The sequence below is a fragment of the Streptomyces jeddahensis genome, from assembly GCF_001642995.1.
Taxonomy (GTDB): Bacteria; Actinomycetota; Actinomycetes; order Streptomycetales; family Streptomycetaceae; genus Streptomyces; species Streptomyces jeddahensis.
In genome coordinates, this window is the sequence record NZ_LOHS01000029.1 from 19,803 (window position 1) to 35,541 (window position 15,739).

At 68.4% G+C, this 15,739-nt stretch carries 15 protein-coding genes; 4 read left to right on the plus strand and 11 right to left on the minus strand.

Features of this window, described 5'->3' with window-relative positions:
- Nucleotides 1-233 precede the first annotated feature (233 nt).
- The 6 genes from STSP_RS03240 to STSP_RS03265 all read right to left on the minus strand — a co-directional run bounded on the left by STSP_RS03240 (nt 234) and on the right by STSP_RS03265 (nt 4,335).
- Nucleotides 234-707 carry a nuclear transport factor 2 family protein gene (locus STSP_RS03240; RefSeq protein ID WP_067271715.1) on the minus strand — a complete coding sequence of 158 codons (474 nt, stop codon included), beginning with the start codon at nt 705-707 and terminating at the stop codon, nt 234-236.
- 649 nt (nt 708-1,356) lie between these two features.
- Nucleotides 1,357-1,734 carry a transposase gene (locus STSP_RS03245; RefSeq protein WP_078066852.1) on the minus strand — a complete coding sequence of 126 codons (378 nt, stop codon included), beginning with the start codon at nt 1,732-1,734 and terminating at the stop codon, nt 1,357-1,359.
- A 69-nt stretch (nt 1,735-1,803) separates the two neighbouring features.
- A complete protein-coding gene (locus STSP_RS03250) occupies nt 1,804-2,019 on the minus strand; it encodes a hypothetical protein (protein WP_067271720.1) in 216 nt (71 codons plus the stop codon).
- Nucleotides 2,020-2,176: 157 nt separating this feature from the next.
- Entirely contained in the window at nt 2,177-2,752 is a 576-nt protein-coding gene (locus STSP_RS03255) for a TetR/AcrR family transcriptional regulator (RefSeq protein ID WP_067271723.1), read from the minus strand.
- A gap of 135 nt (nt 2,753-2,887) precedes the next feature.
- Entirely contained in the window at nt 2,888-3,424 is a 537-nt protein-coding gene (locus STSP_RS03260; RefSeq protein WP_232789508.1) for an ATP-binding protein, read from the minus strand.
- A gap of 437 nt (nt 3,425-3,861) precedes the next feature.
- A complete protein-coding gene (locus STSP_RS03265) occupies nt 3,862-4,335 on the minus strand; it encodes a nuclear transport factor 2 family protein (protein ID WP_067271715.1) in 474 nt (157 codons plus the stop codon).
- Between the two features lie 700 nt (nt 4,336-5,035).
- Here STSP_RS03265 and STSP_RS03270 point away from each other — a divergent pair.
- Entirely contained in the window at nt 5,036-6,352 is a 1,317-nt protein-coding gene (locus STSP_RS03270; protein ID WP_078066853.1) for an aminotransferase class I/II-fold pyridoxal phosphate-dependent enzyme, read from the plus strand.
- 78 nt (nt 6,353-6,430) lie between these two features.
- Complete coding sequence (locus tag STSP_RS03275) at nt 6,431-7,150, plus strand: glutamine amidotransferase-related protein (RefSeq protein WP_067271731.1); 720 nt, start codon at nt 6,431-6,433, stop codon at nt 7,148-7,150.
- Nucleotides 7,151-7,415: 265 nt separating this feature from the next.
- On the opposite strand, the gene STSP_RS39950 is transcribed toward STSP_RS03275, so the two are convergent.
- The 3 genes from STSP_RS39950 to STSP_RS03290 form a co-directional block, all read right to left on the minus strand.
- On the minus strand, nt 7,416-8,603 hold the full coding sequence (locus tag STSP_RS39950) for a HEAT repeat domain-containing protein (protein ID WP_232789509.1): 1,188 nt from the start codon (nt 8,601-8,603) through the stop codon (nt 7,416-7,418).
- Between the two features lie 143 nt (nt 8,604-8,746).
- Complete coding sequence (locus STSP_RS39955; protein ID WP_408646226.1) at nt 8,747-8,932, minus strand: winged helix-turn-helix transcriptional regulator; 186 nt, start codon at nt 8,930-8,932, stop codon at nt 8,747-8,749.
- 334 nt (nt 8,933-9,266) lie between these two features.
- On the minus strand, nt 9,267-9,788 hold the full coding sequence (locus STSP_RS03290; protein ID WP_157902772.1) for an SMI1/KNR4 family protein: 522 nt from the start codon (nt 9,786-9,788) through the stop codon (nt 9,267-9,269).
- 169 nt (nt 9,789-9,957) lie between these two features.
- Between STSP_RS03290 and STSP_RS03295 the strand changes: the two genes are divergently transcribed.
- Nucleotides 9,958-11,466 carry an ISL3 family transposase gene (locus tag STSP_RS03295; RefSeq protein ID WP_067271753.1) on the plus strand — a complete coding sequence of 503 codons (1,509 nt, stop codon included), beginning with the start codon at nt 9,958-9,960 and terminating at the stop codon, nt 11,464-11,466.
- 64 nt (nt 11,467-11,530) lie between these two features.
- On the opposite strand, the gene STSP_RS03300 is transcribed toward STSP_RS03295, so the two are convergent.
- Complete coding sequence (locus STSP_RS03300) at nt 11,531-14,152, minus strand: DEAD/DEAH box helicase (RefSeq protein WP_078066855.1); 2,622 nt, start codon at nt 14,150-14,152, stop codon at nt 11,531-11,533.
- A complete protein-coding gene (locus tag STSP_RS03305) occupies nt 14,149-14,562 on the minus strand; it encodes a hypothetical protein (RefSeq protein ID WP_157902773.1) in 414 nt (137 codons plus the stop codon). The genes STSP_RS03300 and STSP_RS03305 overlap by 4 nt, the downstream gene beginning before the upstream one ends.
- Before the next feature lie 300 nt (nt 14,563-14,862).
- Between STSP_RS03305 and STSP_RS03310 the strand changes: the two genes are divergently transcribed.
- The gene (locus STSP_RS03310) at nt 14,863-15,156 is read left to right on the plus strand and encodes a hypothetical protein (RefSeq protein WP_067271745.1); all 294 of its coding nucleotides are present in this window, start codon (nt 14,863-14,865) and stop codon (nt 15,154-15,156) included.
- The last annotated feature ends 583 nt before the right edge of the window (nt 15,157-15,739 follow it).

Genomic DNA, 15,739 nt, shown 5'->3' on the forward strand with positions numbered 1-15,739 from the left:
CGACTGGCACGCTCGGGCTGCCGTGCCTCGACGGCCCGCTGTTGGCCGAGGCCACAGGCTTCGCCGCGAGGGCTAGAGGGCTGGCATGAAGGGACGGGGACGGTCTCGCCCCACTCCCTCAGGCCTGTCCTCTGTCGGGCGCACGCACCACGCCGCGTCCGCCCTCCGATCGACGGCCACCCGGCAGGCTCTCAGCCGGGTGGCCGGCCTGGGACCTGTCGCGGCGGCGAGGGTCACAGGCCCAGGTCGCTCAGGCCGGGGTGGTCGTCGGGGCGGCGTCCGAGGGGCCAGTGGAACTTGCGCTCCGATTCCTTGATGGGGAGTTCGTTGATGCAGGCGTAGCGGTGGTGCATCAGGCCGTTGTCGTCGAACTCCCAGTTCTCGTTGCCGTAGGCGCGGAACCAGTTGCCCGAATCGTCGTGGTACTCGTAGGCGAAGCGCACGCCGATGCGGTTGCCGTCGAAGGCCCACAGTTCCTTGATGAGCCGGTAGTCCAGCTCCCGGTTCCACTTGCGGGTGAGGAAGGCGACGATCTCGTCGTAGCCGGTGGCGAACTCTGCGCGGTTGCGCCAGTAGGAGTCCACCGTGTAGGCGAGGGCGACCTTTTCCGGGTTGCGGGAGTTCCAGCCGTCTTCCGCCAGGCGAACCTTCTGGATGGCGGTCTCCCGGGTGAACGGCGGGAACGGGGGGCGCGGTTCGTGACTCATGTCGCTTCCTTCGGTTGTACTCGGGCCCACGCAAGGAGGTGGGCACCCTCGACGGCAACCGCATCGCGGCAGTCGGCCGACCAGGCAGAGAACGAGCGTTCTCCATGCACTCAACGATAGTAGAACGTTGGTTCTCGCGCAAGCTGCTGAATTCAATTGCCTGATGCCGGCGTGATCCGATCCGGCCACGGTGTCCAGCCCAGTTCTCGTCCTGGGCCTTCACTGAACGGGCCCGGGGCCTCGGCCTTGGTTGCCGAGATGGGCACGATCGGCGACTGCTACGAGGGGTCCCATACCGGGTCTTCAGAGTTGAGGGGTGCGGAGGTGTCCGCGGGCCCGGCGAGCGGTGACGTAGCGTGTCCGTAGCCGTTGTTTGTCGGCATTGCCAAAGCCGACAGCCGCGCGGGCGACAAGCTTGATCACACGGTTGATGCCTTCGCTACCTGGCGGTGCTGTCCGGTGTCGATGAATGCGGCGGTCTCGGGCCATCAGCGGACGACGGTGACGGCGAACTGCCGCACCTCGGGGATGTCGGAATCCGCGCGCCATGTGGGGAACTTCCAGCGGGGTTGGCCGACTTGGTTCCGGTCGGCGCCAGTTCCGGCCAGAGCGAGGAGGCTGCGCAGGTTCTCCTTGGCGATCCATGTCCTCAGCAGGGTCTGCTGCCCGATTGCCCCTCGCCGAGCGCGTTCCACATCGTCGCGAACTGCTCGTCGGTGAGGTCCTCACGGCTGCGCAGCAGGCGCCGGCGGGCCGACCGCTTCGGATCGGTGGCTCGTCCGCGTCGGCCGCCGACCTCGGCAGTGGTGCGGCGCCGGGCCGCCCAGAGCATCTTGTTCGCCAGCTGCACCACGTGGAAGTGGCCGACCGCGACCCTGGTGTGCGGCAGGCCGGTGCGGATCGCGGCGCGGTAGGTGGCGGACACGTCGATGGCGACGTGTGTGATGCTCTTTCTCCAGGTCAGCGAGGTGGTGGCGAGCCAGGCCAGCACGTCGGCGACGCCGCAGCCCTCGACCTGGCCCAGCAGCCCGCCCGCCCCGAGGGCGTCGGTGAAGCCGGTGTGCCACCGATCGCGTGCCCCGCCCGTCTGCCGGTGTCAGGGCCTCGTTCCCAGCGCGGCTTGCCCCGGCGGGTCCTCACCGACGCCCACCGCGTCGGCCTCGGGCAAAGGTGCGTCGACGACCTCGCGGGCCTGGTCGCGGAAGGCATGCATCACGGTCGGCCAGGACAGGTGCAGATCCCGGGCGGGACGACGGTGGAACCCGGCGTCGCGTATCCGGCGTTCGGCCGCGACCCGCACTCGCATGGTCATCCGCGCGCCGGCCGGTAGCTGCGGGTCCTGCTCGGTGGACGACCGGCGCGGGCAGGGTCAGAAGCCCCTATCGAGGACCAGCCGCACGTGCGCCCTGCTCACTGGGTGCACCCCGCAGGGAACGGAAGCGGGGCTGTGAGTGAAGGCGACGGCGTGCTCAGGCAGCGGTGACCACGCCTGCGTGAGCGGCCCGCAGCAGGGTGCGGGCGGCGTCCTTGGCGTGACGGGCGTGCTCTGGAGTCCCGGAGATGGCCGCTGTGGTCATCGCGCCCTCGGCGAGGAGGACGAGCTGGTCGGTCAGCCACGCGGGCGCGTCTGCGACGGCCACGAGATCGGCAAGATATCGCCGGAAGGCATCCTTGTGGGCCTTCGCGATGTCGGCCACGGTCTGGGACGTCGCCCCCAGCTCCCCGAAGGAGTTGATGAAGCCGCAGCCGCGGAACCCCTGCTCGCTGAACCAGAGGAACAGCCAGTCGAAGACCGCCAGAATCCGCTGCTCGGGTGAGTCGTAGGTATCCACGTACTGGGCAAGATCGCGGAGCCACCTTGCGTCCCGCCGCCTCAGGTACGCCTCGACCAGGGTGTCCTTGGAAGGGAAGGTCTGGTACAGGCGCTTGAGGGGCACGCCGGAGGCGGTGCGGATCGCATCCATTCCCACCGACTGAATGCCTCGGCCGTAGAACAGTTCCTCGGCAGCGTCAAGGATCCGCTGCTCGGTCGTCTCGGGTTCCACTTCGCTCACCCATTCTCGAAAACGGTCGTTCTCCTACGGTACAGCCACCAGGTCGCACGGCATATTCCCGGGCGCGGGCCGGCCAGCCCGCCGTATGCGCCTGCCCGGGGGCCGGGCGGGTTGCCCGCTGCCCACTCAAGCGAGCGCAAGGTCCGCCTGGGGCTGCTCAGCCGGTGCGGTGGCGACGCGGAGGCCGGCGCGGTCCCGCCGGTGATCCCGTCCCTCGAGTGTTTCGGTCCAGTCCGCCAGGAGTTCGACGATGCCCATGCCGCGGCCGTGTTCATCAGAGGCACCGGTGCAGCGAGGGTGGGGCGAGGGCGCCGTGGCGCCGTAGTCGGCAACCTCGATATGCACGGCGCGGCCTTCGAGCGCGAGGCTCACGATCATGTCGGCCCGTCCGTGCTGGGCCGCGTTCCCCGCAAGCTCGCCGACGATCAGCAGGACGGAGTCCCGATCCTCCGGGACGACGTCCCATCGGGCGAGCAGGGATGCGGCGAAGTGGCGGGCGGTGCGTACCCAGCGCTCCTCGGCGGGAAGGGCGATCATGCCGTGCCGGTGCATGCCCGTACGGACATGGGCCAGCGCCGGGGTCACGGGGGCCGGCCGAGCCTGCTCGCCGGACGAGGGCAGCGCCATCGGCGGGGGTCGCATTGCGGTGTGCGAGAGAGTCATGGGATCACCCACCTGAACTTTCCGAGTCCGCATCAACAGGCTCGTGTTCTGCAGCTTCTCTGCCCTCGGCCCTGGAGTGGGCCGGCGTCAGGGCCCAGGCGGCGGTCCTGCGGCACTCGCGGCGACCGAACCGGCAATCCGTCCGGCCAGCGATCACAGTGTCGTGAGCCTCTAGCCGAGAACGATCGTTCTATTGATTGAGGCCAGCCTATAGAACGGTCGTTTTCGGCGCAAGAGGGATGCGCCGGACTTCCGAAAATCCGGAGCAACGCCCACGCTCACCGCAGGTGAGAGGGTCTTCAGGGCCTGCAAGGGACTCCTGAATCCAAAGCCCCTCCAGGCGTGCGGCGGCCTCTGTCGCAGGTACGGCCACACGCACGAACGGCCGCGCCGTGGATCCGGCGTCGGGCCCGGATCCACGGCGCGGGGGCGGCCAGTCAGAGACCGAGGTCGCTCAGGCCGGGGTGGTCGTCGGGGCGGCGTCCGAGGGGCCAGTGGAACTTGCGCTCCGATTCCTTGATGGGGAGTTCGTTGATGCAGGCGTAGCGGTGGTGCATCAGGCCGTTGTCGTCGAACTCCCAGTTCTCGTTGCCGTAGGCGCGGAACCAGTTGCCCGAATCGTCGTGGTACTCGTAGGCGAAGCGCACGCCGATGCGGTTGCCGTCGAAGGCCCACAGTTCCTTGATGAGCCGGTAGTCCAGCTCCCGGTTCCACTTGCGGGTGAGGAAGGCGACGATCTCGTCGTAGCCGGTGGCGAACTCTGCGCGGTTGCGCCAGTAGGAGTCCACCGTGTAGGCGAGGGCGACCTTTTCCGGGTTGCGGGAGTTCCAGCCGTCTTCCGCCAGGCGAACCTTCTGGATGGCGGTCTCCCGGGTGAACGGCGGGAACGGGGGGCGCGGTTCGTGACTCATGTCGCTTCCTTCGGGTCTGTCGGTATCGCCGCTGGCGGGGTGTGGGTTCCGTTGGCGTGGGTGCACTGTCGTGAGAACGGACGTTCTCACCGGCAGGCAAAACCGTACGGGAACGATGGTTCTCGCGCAAGACCCCAGGACCACGACCTGGCAGCCCTCTCCCTGTCGGGCCCTCGCGCGCAGACGCCTCGCCCGGTGGAGCGGTGCATCCGGGGCAGGCCACCGTGAACGGGCTTGAGATGAGGGAGTCGAGGGCCGGGCCCGCGAACTCGCAGTCGCCCTGCACGCTGCCGTGCACGGAAGCCTGGTGCCGCTCGCCCGCGCGACGCCGGCCGTTTCCTGACCAGCCGCCTTCAGGACTCCAAGGTCATCTCGTGGCGGCTTTTGGGCTCACCTTGGCTGAACCCGGGGAAATCCCACCGGGCGCTCAGCAGTCGGGCAGACGTGCTTCGTTGATCTCCCCACCTCCGATCCGGGAGTGGGGTGTGCATCAGGTCGTGGACGTGCCGACTCCCACCGTGCCGTCGACGAGGTGTTCCGCACCTCCCAGGGCGCCTGAGAGCCGGCATGACGTAACTGCGGTCTAGTCGCCCGGATGAACTGCTCGCTGGTCCGGCACGTCGGGACTTCCGTCTTGTCATAGGACGTATTTCCTATGGCCTATGCCAAACGTTATGGTCGTGGACGGAGGTGGTGCTCGGTGCGAATCAGCGGGACGACGGCGACAGAGATCGCGAGCAGTGTGCGGGACCTGATCGCGTCGGGTCAGCTGGCGCCGCAGGACCTACTCCCGCCGGTGCGCAAGCTGGCCGAGGAGCTGGGGGTGAACCGGAACACGGTGGCCTCGGCGTACCGCCAGCTGGTGGCTGCCGGCGAGGCGGAGACCCGCGGCCGCGGCGGGACTGTCGTGACAGGGGTGCCGCAACTGGCCAGCGAAGGCGCGTGGTTCGGCGGCCGTCTGATCGATCTGGCCAGCGGCAACCCCGACCCGGAACTGATCCCCGATGCACTGCAGGCGCTCCGGGGTGGTGACTACCGGCCCGCGTTCTACGGCGCACCGTCGGTCGATCCGGACCTCGCCGGCTGCGCGGCGGAACAGTTCGCGCCGGACGTGGCCACGGACGGCTTCCGGATTCTGGTCACGCACGGCGCGGTCGATGCCACGGAGCGGCTGCTGACCGCATATCTCACCCGGGGCGACGCGGTCGCGGTGGAGGATCCGTGTTTCCTGGCCAGTATCGGTACCCTGCGGCTGAACGGTCTGCGCACCGTCGCGGTCCCGGTCGACGAGGCAGGGATGCGGCCGGAGGCCCTGCGGGCGGCATTGGAGGGCGGGGTGCGGGCGGTGGTGTGCACGCCGCGGGCCCACAACCCGACCGGTGTGAGCGTCACCGGCGAGCGCGCCGCCGAACTGCGGTCGGTCCTTGCGGCGCATCCCCAGGTCCTGGTCATCGAGGACGACCACTTCTGGGCCGTCTCCAACGCGCCGTACCACCGGATCACGCCGTCCGAGGTCTCCCGGTGGGCGCTGGTGCGCTCGGTGTCGAAGTTCCTCGGGCCGGATCTTCGGCTCGCGCTCGTCGCGACGGACGAGGAGAGCGCCGAGCGCCTGCAGACGCGGCTGAACACCGGGACGACGTGGGTGAGCCGACTGCTGCAGCACACGGTGTACCGGCTGGTGAGTGATCCGCAGGTGCACGAGCTGACCGCCCGCGCGCGCGACGCCTATGCCAAGCGCAGCGCGTTGCTGTTGGCCGAGCTGGCTGAACGGGGCATCGGCCATCCGCCCGGCTACCGGCCGGACGGCCTGAACGTCTGGGTGCCACTGGGCACGGAGGCCTGCCCCATCGCGGATGCACTGGCACGACGAGGGTGGGCAGTCCAGCCCGGCCACCTCTTCGCAGCCAAGGCCGGCACCAGCCAGGAGATTCGGGTAACCACCTCCACGCTCACCACGCAGCAGGCCCGCGAGTTCACCGACGACCTCGCCGCCGTCCTCCCCGTCCACTCCACCTGACCCGGCCACGCCGTCGGCGGCATGAGCTACCGCAGCGCACCGCTCCCATCCCACACAGACCGAAAGGCCAGCACAGTCATGCGTACCCACATCGTCGTCCACGAGGCGTTCGAGGCCCCGGGGGCCTTCGAGGACTGGGCCGGAGCCCGGGGCCACGACCTCAGCTTCTCGCGGGTCCACGAGGGGGACTCGCTGCCCGCGTCCGGACACGACATAGACCTGCTGATCGTGATGGGCGGCCCCCAGCAGCCCAGCACCACCGTCGAGGAGTGCCCGCACTTCGACGCCGCCGCGGAGAAGGCCCTCATCTCCTCCTGTATCAAGGCGGACAAGGCCGTCATCGGCATCTGCCTCGGCGCCCAGCTCGTCGGTGAGTCCCTCGGCGCCGCCTGGGCACCCAGCCCGAACACGGAGATCGGATCCTTCCCCGTCACACTCACCGACGCTGGCCGCGAGCACCCCTTCCTCGCCGGCTTCGGGGACTCCTTCCACGCCGGCCACTGGCATAACGACATGCCGGGCCTCACCGACCACGCGACTGTGCTGGCCACCAGCGCCGGATGCCCCCGCCAGATCGTCGCCTACAGCCGCTACGTGTACGCCTTCCAGTGCCACATGGAGTTCACCCCCGACTGCATCGAGGCCCTGATCGAGCACAGCGAGAAGGAACTGGCCGCGCTCACCGACCGGCCATTTGTCCAGCAGCCCGACCAGCTGCGCGCCAACGACTACACCGAGATGAACGCCAAGCTCATGACGTTCCTCGACCGGCTCGCCGCGGACTACACCGCGCGCTGACGAGCGGGCCGCTGAATCAGACCGGCCGCTCGCGCAGCATCGAGGTCCTCGCGATGTTCGATTCGTGTTCGATATTATTGATCTCAGAGGTGCATCGGCAGCCCTCGAAGCACTGGGAGGCGGATGGTCATGCTGCTGCGAACGGCGTGCGTCTCGCGGCCTATGGAGACGAACCCGTCCGCAGCAGGAAAACGAGACACTCTGAGGCATCTGGAGAACCAGGGAAGCGCTGGGTGATCACCGTGGGTATTGGTAACCCGGGCAATCAGAAGCTGCGGAATAGGCATCGGTCTACGGGCTCACTGCTCCGGGTGGCGCTGGTCGGAGGCTGGATCCGCCGGAACATCTGTTCCATGACCGAGATGGGCAGCGCCGGGTTCTGGGCCGCGGTTTGTGCGGTGTCGGTGTCCCGCAACAGCCGGACCAACACCCGTGCAGGCAGTCTGGGATGCCGAGCGGCGGCGTTGCGCACGCGCTCGTGCGGGTCGTCGAGCAGCCGCACTGCCGATTCGGGCATCAGCCGAGGATCGGATGCAGCCCGGTGCCGTACTTCCTCATCGCTGTCCCAGCTGAACCTCTCCACCAACTCTGCCGTCGACTCCGGGTCGTCCAATGCCAGTCGGCGCATCCTCGGGTTCGGATCGTCGGCGTAACGGAGCAGGTTGCGGGACGGGGGAGTGAGGATCCAACGGTGCCGGGCATCCTGTTCCCCCAGGATCAGGCGTGCCCACTGCTCAGCTGCGAGGTCCGGCTGGGCTTCGGCCAGCAACTGCCGCACCTTCCACTCCGGGTGGACGATGGCCGCCTCGACGACCGCCGCCGGCAGGCGGCGCCACAGAAGGAAATGCGACAAGCCCAGAAGGCCGGCGCGCAGGGCATCGGGGGTGGCCGGGTTGAGTGCCAACCCGTGCGCCCAGATCTCACGCAGCCTCTTCGAAGGCCCTGACCCCTGAAGCAGCGATGCCCAAGCGGCTGCTCGCTCCTGCGGGGTTTCCTGGGCCGCCACCTGCGCGGCCGCCTTCTGCCGCTCTCGGATTTGATCCACGGCGATCAGCCAGATCTCGTCTTCTTCGGTGGTCGCCCCCAGCAATGTGTTCCCGTCCATCGAGAGGGTGACGAACTCTGGCTGCCCGGGCCGCTCGCCCAGCACTCCGGCGAGGTCCCACCGGCTGGTGAGTCGCACCCGCGTCCAACGCCGGGGCGCGCAGCCTGTCCAGTCGCCGGCAACGTCGATGAAGAAGACGCCGTCCTCACCGAGGATCCCGCTCTCGGTCGCGAGTCGGTGCCACTGGGCATTGAGCTCGGCGACCAGGTCAGGTTGGTCTCCCCGCACGCTCACGGTCGGTGTGGTTTCGCCCGCGACGATCGGGCGCCATGCGGCTCGGGGCGGCAGTACCTCCTCAGTCCTCCAGTCTCCCGCTATTTCCAGCCCAGCCCGCTGGAGCAGCTCCATGAGCTTGTCTCTCCCACCCGTCATGAGAGCTCATCCTGCCCGAGTCTGGTCCCTGCCGTTTCAGCGGCGGGTGGGGTACGGAGTGCATGTCTAGTGCTGTGACCGAGAACCTTCGCCGGGTTGCCGATCGCCCCCCGGATCGGCTATCGAACGGGTTCTGGCGCTGTGGCGACCTGATCATCGAAGTCCTGGCGGGCTGCCAGGACTTGCTGGGCATGCTCCACGGCCCATGCGCCGATGGCGCTGGTCAGCCGTCCGGCCTCGACCCCGAGCTCGGTGAGTCCGTACTCCACGCGAGGCGGAACGGTGGGGTAGACCGTGCGGTTCACGAGGCCATCCCGTTCCAAAGCGCGCAGTGTCTGGGTCAGCATCTTCTGTAGCCCCGCGGGGGATCCCGTAGGTGGCCCGGAACAGGCGGCTGAAGTGTGTCGAGTTGGTGAAGCCCCAGTGTTCGCCGAGGCCTGGATGGGGCGGGCGTTCAGGCGGGCGTTGGCACGGGTCACCTCCGCCAGCTCGTCGTCCCACATCGATCCCGCAGACGACCTCGCCGACGTTGTCCTACAGAGGTCGTTGTTCCTCAACCCCCTGCCTCTGCCCTCCAGGGGGATCAAGTCGATCGACTACTCAGCCATGAGGCACCTCCCAGCTCGGCACGACGCACCGTCACTCACCGCCGCGGGAGCCGGGCTTGAACGTCGTGCCGAGGTCGTACTGCGCGATTCCGAACGGCTGGAAATCGGCGTCGGCAAGTACTCGGTAGAGGAACTCCGAGGTGGACATGTCGTAACGGTGCCATGGGCCGACGTCATGGGCCCGCGCGAGGACGGGGTACTCGCCCGGCCGCTCGGCATCGATCAGCCAGCAGTATTCGTCGGCCCATTCGGTGGAGCCCCACTCAACCAGCCCCTTGCCGCCCGGCGCGTAGGTCGCATAGGGATCGACGGCGGAGACCTTTCCGAACTTGCTGTCCTGGTCGGTCGACAGGGCGGCCCGCCACTGGGTCAGGAAGTCGAACGTGAGACCATCGTCGCGCCCCAGAAAGTAGACGGAATCACTGAAGACGCCGCCGCCGAACGCTTCGTAGAGCTCCTTGTAGTCCGCTGGCAGCGGGACCCCCAGCTCTCCCTCGATCGCCGCCCAGTCGACGGAGATCCCGAGCGGTTCCCGCGCGGTCAGTTCGATCACTCGCTGAACCCACATACAACCTTTAGCGCCGGCTTTCGCTCCGATGTTCCTCAACCCCCAAGAGGCCAGGGGAGTGTCTAATCAACGGCCCTGTCTCACTTTCGGTGGTGACGGAGCGTCGTGACGCGTCGTTGACATTCGCGTGAAGGATGTCAACGAGCTTGTACAGATGGTGTTTTCGGGCCTGTTCCCGCTGGTCATAGACGACGTGGTCGACGAGGGTGAGCGGATCGTGGTGCGGGCGCGAACGCCGCAGGACATGGCGCCGTGTCCGGTGTGCGGGGTGTCGTCGGGGCGGGTGCACGGCTATCACTGGCGGACTGTGGCTGACGTGCCGGTCGACGGGCGGCGGGTGGTGGTCCGTGTGCGGGTGCGGCGTCTGGTGTGCCCCACCCGCGGCTGCCGACGTACCTTCCGCGAGCAGGTGCCCGGAGTCCTGGACCGATACCAGCGACGCACCACCCGCCTGACCAGGCAAGTCAAGGCGGTGGTCAAGGAGTTAGCGGGCCGGGCGGGGGCACGTTTGCTGGCGATACTCGCGGCGGGCGTCTCGCGTCACACGGCTCTGCGTACCCTGTTGCGCATCCCGCTGCCCGCAGGGCGGACGCCCCGCGTGATCGGCGTCGACGACTTCGCTCTGCGCCGGCGGCACCACTACGCCACCGTGATCATCGATGCCGAGACGCATGAGCGGATCGACGTGTTGCCCGACCGCACGGCCGACACCCTGGAGGCGTGGCTACGCGAACATCCGGGCATCGAGGTCGTGTGCCGCGACGGCTCCGCGACCTACGCCGAGGCCATCCGCCGCGCCCTGCCCCGCGCGACGCAGGTCGGTGATCGGTGGCATCTGTGGCACAACCTGTGCGAAGCCGTCTTGAGCGAGGTCAAGGCGCACAGCACCTGCTGGGCCACCGTACTGGACGCGCCTATCTACGACGGACCCCGCGCCCAGACCACCCTGGAACGCTGGCACCAGGTCCACGGTCTGCTCGACCAGGGCGTGGGCCTGCTCGAATGCGCCCGACGCCTGGAACTGGCCCTGAACACCGTCAAACGCTATGCCCGCGCCGACCGGCCCGAGCGCATGCTCCGCGTCCCTAAGTACCGCGCCAGCCTCGTCGACCCCTACCGCGAGCACCTGCGCAAACGCCGGGCCGAGGACCCTGGCGTCCCCGTCAAGCACCTCTTCGACGAGATCAAAGCCCTGGGCTTCACGGGCTGCCTGAACCTCCTGCACAAGTACATCAACCAAGGCCGTGCGGACGCCGACCGCAGCCATATCTCCCCGCGGCGGCTCGCCCGAATGCTGCTGACCATGCCCGATAACCTCAATGCCGAGCAACACGAGCTCCTGTCCAAGCTCACCGACGCCTGCCCCGAGATGACCCAACTGGCCGCAGATATCAGCGACTTCGCCCCGCTCCTTGCGCCCCACGCCGACAATGCCGACGCACTCTCGCGCTGGATCGTCCAGGTCCGCGGCGCCGACCTGCCCCACCTGCATGCCTTCGCCCGAGGTCTGGAACGAGACCGCGACGCCGTGAACGCCGCCCTCACGCTTCCGTACAGCAACGGCCCCACCGAGGGTGTCAACACCAAGACCAAGCGGATCGCGCGCCAGATGCACGGACGAGCAGGCTTCACCCTGCTTCGCCACCGCATCCTCCTCGGATAGCAGCACTCTCCGTCACCACCGAAAGTGAGACAGGGCCGTTGATTAGACACTCCCGACTCTGCTGCTACGTCCAGTCGATGCCGAGTTCGGCGAGTGCGGTGCGTTGGTCGTGGGTGAGTTTGTCGCGGCGGGTCTTGGTGTTGGAGATCCATACGCCGAGCTTGTGGTCGTGCTCTTGGCCGTCGATGACGACGCGTTCGACGTGTCCTCTCGGCACTGCCTTCTGGATGCCCTCGCGCTGGATCCACTGGGCGAGGGCTGCCAGACCGCGTTGGAAGGCTGATGCCTTCCCCATGCCCTTGGCTGCCGGGACGGGGTTGGGCCGTACGGTGGGTTTCACGCCCAGCGCTGTGAGCCGCTGCTGCTGCTCTTCGGAGAGTTCCGCCCAGCTGCGGCGTTGCCGCTGGAGCCATTTCCCGAGATCGTCGCCTTCGAATTGCACGCCGGGGGCGATGTGGGGGAGTGCGCCGTCGGGTTCGTCGGCGGCGAGTTCGGTGAGGACGCGGTAGTGGCGTTGCCAGTCCAGTGGCCAGGGGCAGTTCCAGTCGGGGTCGATCTCGGCGAGTTGTGCGGCTCGGGCTGCGGCGCGTTCGGTCTTGCCGAGGCCGTCCTTGCGGCGGAGGTTGGCCATGTGTTCACCGACCGGGACCAGTTCGCTGTCGGCGTCGCCCCATACGGCGTCGCGCCTGGGGGCGAGGTGACCGTGCGCGCGGTGGTACGACCGCAGTACCGCCAGCTTCTGCTCCCAGGCTTCGTCACCTGGTTCCCAGACCATCCCGGCCTCGTCGAGCAGCACCTTGCGGTGGTCGTCGAGGTCGCCCGCGCGGTACACGCGCCGCTGCTGGTGGACCCACCGCCCCAGCGGAAACGCCTTGGTGGCGCCGGCCTCGGTCTCGGTGTCGTACGGGACTGCGTACAGGCCGGTGATGTGGTTGTCCTTCCGCCAGCGCAGGAGCGCCTGGTAGCCCTCCAGCCAGACCAGTGACTCCGGCCGGTACACCCGGGTGCGCAAAAACGCGGCGATCGTCGCCGCGTCTCTCGGAGTGGAGAAGTGCAGCAGCGCGGACTCCACCGTGCCCTCGGCCTCGTCCTGCCCGCCTTCTTCTTCAGCCGTGGTGCCGATGATCCGCCCGTCCTCGTCGCGCTTCACGTGCACTTTCCGCTGCCCGCTGCTGCGCGCCCGGCTGGCGAGCTGTTCGACGAGGCGTTCCGAGTGACTACGGAGCCCTTGGAGCACCGCTACAAGCGGTGTGAACGAGGCGGAGGCGACCATGCCGGTGGGGTCCTCGCCGGGCTCCAGGAAGACCGGCACGATGATGCGCGCGACCTTCGTGGTGCCGTCGCGGTTCAGGCGGAGTGCGCGGCCGATGTTCTGCACGATCTCCACCTGGGAGCCGCGGGTGTCGGCGAAGCAGATGGCCTCGACTCCCCGTTCGCCGACGATGTCGACGCCTTCGCCGAGCACCCGGACGGAGGCGAGGAAGGCCCGGTGTACGCGGCGGCCCGCGGCATCGATGCCATTGGCGAACTGCCGTAGGACTTCGCGTCGTTCGGCGACGAGGTGGTCGCCGCACAGCCATGCCGACCAGACCCGGTCCGGGGGTACGTGGCGGCCAGCCTCCAGCTGGTAGAAGTCCGCGTCGATCGTCGACTTCGGCAGCCGGTCCGCAGCGGCCAGGTCCTCGTCGGAGACGTCGCCTGCGTATAGCTCGGCAGCGGTCTGGGGCAGCTTCTGCGCGAACGCGGCGGCCTCCTCCACCCGCTGGTGGAACGTCATCACAGTACGCAGGTTCCACTTCGCGGCGTGCTCCAGCAGCGCGGTCTGCAGAAGCGCCATGCGCCGGCCCCGCTGCGCCTCTTCCGATTCTCCGCGGACCGGGGAGGGGTCGCGAATCTCCAGCACGTCGATCTCGAAACCGGCGAGGATGCCCCGCTCGATCGCCTCCGAGAGCCCGAGCTCGGCCAGCCACGGCCCGTAGGTCTCGGAGTCCTGGCACATCGATGCCAGCTCCAGCTCCTGGCCTTCCGCGCCCTTGTGCGGCCGGGGCGCGGCAAGCATGCGCGGGGTGGCGGTGAGGTAGAGCCGGAAGTCGGCAGGGATCCGCTCGTTGTCGTGGATCGCGGCCCACGGCCGACCGAGATCACCGGCGGTCGAGTGGGCCTCGTCCACGATCGCGAGGTCGAAGCCTGCCATCTGCTGGCCATAGAGCCGCCGCCCGCCCGCCAGAGCGGCCTCCAGCGGCCCGCGCACGCGGCCCTGGCCCTCTGGCGCGTCGATGTCCTCGCGGTCGACCAGGGAGGCGTACGTGGCGAACACGACGACCGGCCCCTTCCCGGCCCACAGCGCCAGCTGGATGGGGTTGGTGGTGGCGCGCACCCCCAGCTCGCTCAGGACCGGGTCGCTCTCCAGCGAGCACACCGCCACCATCGCAGCCCGGTGGCCCACCCGGCGCCACGCCTGGGCGGTCTGCACGAGCAGATCCAGGATTGGCACGGTCACGAGGATCCGCCCGCTGGGGAAGCACTCCAGCGCGCACGCGGCAGCCGTGATGGTCTTGCCCGATCCGGTCGCGGACACGATCGTGCCCCGCGCGCCCTCCGGCGGCACAGACGATCTTGCAGGGAATCCTACCCATTTCTGGAACCGTGATTTCTGTTCCACCTGGTGTTCTCGGAGCTGGATCAAAACATTTCTCCCGGCTCGGGAAGGACCTGTTTGACGGAAGCGATGTGGTGTCCGCCACGTTGGTAGAGGCCGCCGTCTCTTCCGTGCATGGCCCAGGCTCGCTCGGCCGCTTCATCGGGTGATGCCGCCATCAGGTGGACGGTGGGGGCAGGTATGCCGGCGCTGCAACTGCCGGCGGTGGGCCGGGCATCGATCCGGTAGACGCGGTGCCGCCGGATTTCCACAGCCGCGACACCTGACCGCTCGGCCTCGGCCACGTCTGTCATCAACCGCTCCAGACGCTGCGTTTCGTAACGGATGGCACGCGGGTCGCGGGAGGGCGCGTACGCGGCCATCCGCTCCGTGTCCATGAGACCGGCGATCCGCTCCCACTGAAGGCGCCGCAACTCCGCGATGAACACCTCGCTCAAGTGATGCGGTTCGGGGGGGGCCTCGCTCTCCCGACGCGTTCCTGAGCCAGACGTACCTGCGCGCCCACCTGCTGTCGATCGAGTCCGGCGGCTTTCGCGACCACCCCGAGCCGGGCAAGCTCATGCGGAAGATACTCGTAGATCAACACGCCAACCGCTCCCCACCGGGTGTCCCTGAATTACGCCAATGCTACATGCTGCATCACATCGAGATGCAGACATCCGAGACGCCCCCGAAAGCCCCCACACGAGACTTCTTCCGTCCTGATGGCCGGGGCACATCGGGGTACACGGCCCCGCATGGCACCGAACACCGAACGCATCCAGTTCCTGCGGGCCACGCGGCAGCTGCACCGCGTCCGCTCCTTCTACGCCGTGGGCGTCCTGCTATGGGCCGCATCCGCCGCCTGGACCGGCTGGCAGGCCCCCGGAAGCCGGCAGATGTGGGTGTCCGTCCTCCTCCTGACCGTCTTCACCAGTCTCCTCACCACCGCCACCCTGTCCCTGCGGCGTCTCGCAGTCCCCCCGACAGGCCGGCCTGCGCATCACCCCGCCTCCCATAAGGCGGCAAATACGCGCCACGCCCACGCCTGAAGACCCATCAAGAGGCGCCGCCCATGTCTGTGGGAGCGGCGGCCGGGCATACGGGCTTCACTTCCTATGAGAGGGGCTCGTCATGCTCGGCGTAGTCGCGGCAGTGCTGTTCTTCATCGCGTTCCTCATCAACGCAGCCGAGATCAGCACCAATCACACATTCTCGTCAGTCAACGTCATGCTCCTGGGGCTGACCGCACTGGCCCTGCACGTTGCGGGAGTCGGTAGCACTTGGTCCCGTAGACGCTGACTCGGCGTCAAGCCCCAGAATCCGCAGAGGTCAGCCGGCAGCCCACCCTTGCTGCCGCTCGGGCCGTAGGCCCGTTGGCCAGCCCCGCGCAGCGGGGCCGGCCTTGCGCGAAGCGCCACACGGCAACCGGAGCGCAGCGCAGGGCACCGCGTGCGGGGGCTGCTCCCCCGCTCCGCTCCGGGAGCGCAGCGGACGGAGCGTCACCTGCCTTGCGCAGCAAGGCAGGTGAGCTGACCGCGCAGCGGTCAGCCAGCGCTCCCGCGGAGCGGGAGCGCAACACCCATGCGCAGCATGGGTGTTTGCTTGCACATCGCGCAGCGATGTGGTACCCGC

What these genes read in the sequence shown, in the direction of transcription:
- STSP_RS03250 (WP_067271720.1), bottom strand. Translation starts at nt 2,019, where the DNA reads ATGACCATGCGAGTGCGGGTCGCGGCCGAACGCCGGATACGCGACGCC.
- STSP_RS39950 (WP_232789509.1), bottom strand. Translation starts at nt 8,603, where the DNA reads ATGGAGCTGCTCCAGCGGGCTGGGCTGGAAATAGCGGGAGACTGGAGG.
- STSP_RS03275 (WP_067271731.1), top strand. Translation starts at nt 6,431, where the DNA reads ATGCGTACCCACATCGTCGTCCACGAGGCGTTCGAGGCCCCGGGGGCC.
- STSP_RS03240 (WP_067271715.1), bottom strand. Translation starts at nt 707, where the DNA reads ATGAGTCACGAACCGCGCCCCCCGTTCCCGCCGTTCACCCGGGAGACC.
- STSP_RS03295 (WP_067271753.1), top strand. Translation starts at nt 9,958, where the DNA reads ATGGTGTTTTCGGGCCTGTTCCCGCTGGTCATAGACGACGTGGTCGAC.
- STSP_RS03260 (WP_232789508.1), bottom strand. Translation starts at nt 3,424, where the DNA reads ATGACTCTCTCGCACACCGCAATGCGACCCCCGCCGATGGCGCTGCCC.
- STSP_RS03265 (WP_067271715.1), bottom strand. Translation starts at nt 4,335, where the DNA reads ATGAGTCACGAACCGCGCCCCCCGTTCCCGCCGTTCACCCGGGAGACC.
- STSP_RS03310 (WP_067271745.1), top strand. Translation starts at nt 14,863, where the DNA reads ATGGCACCGAACACCGAACGCATCCAGTTCCTGCGGGCCACGCGGCAG.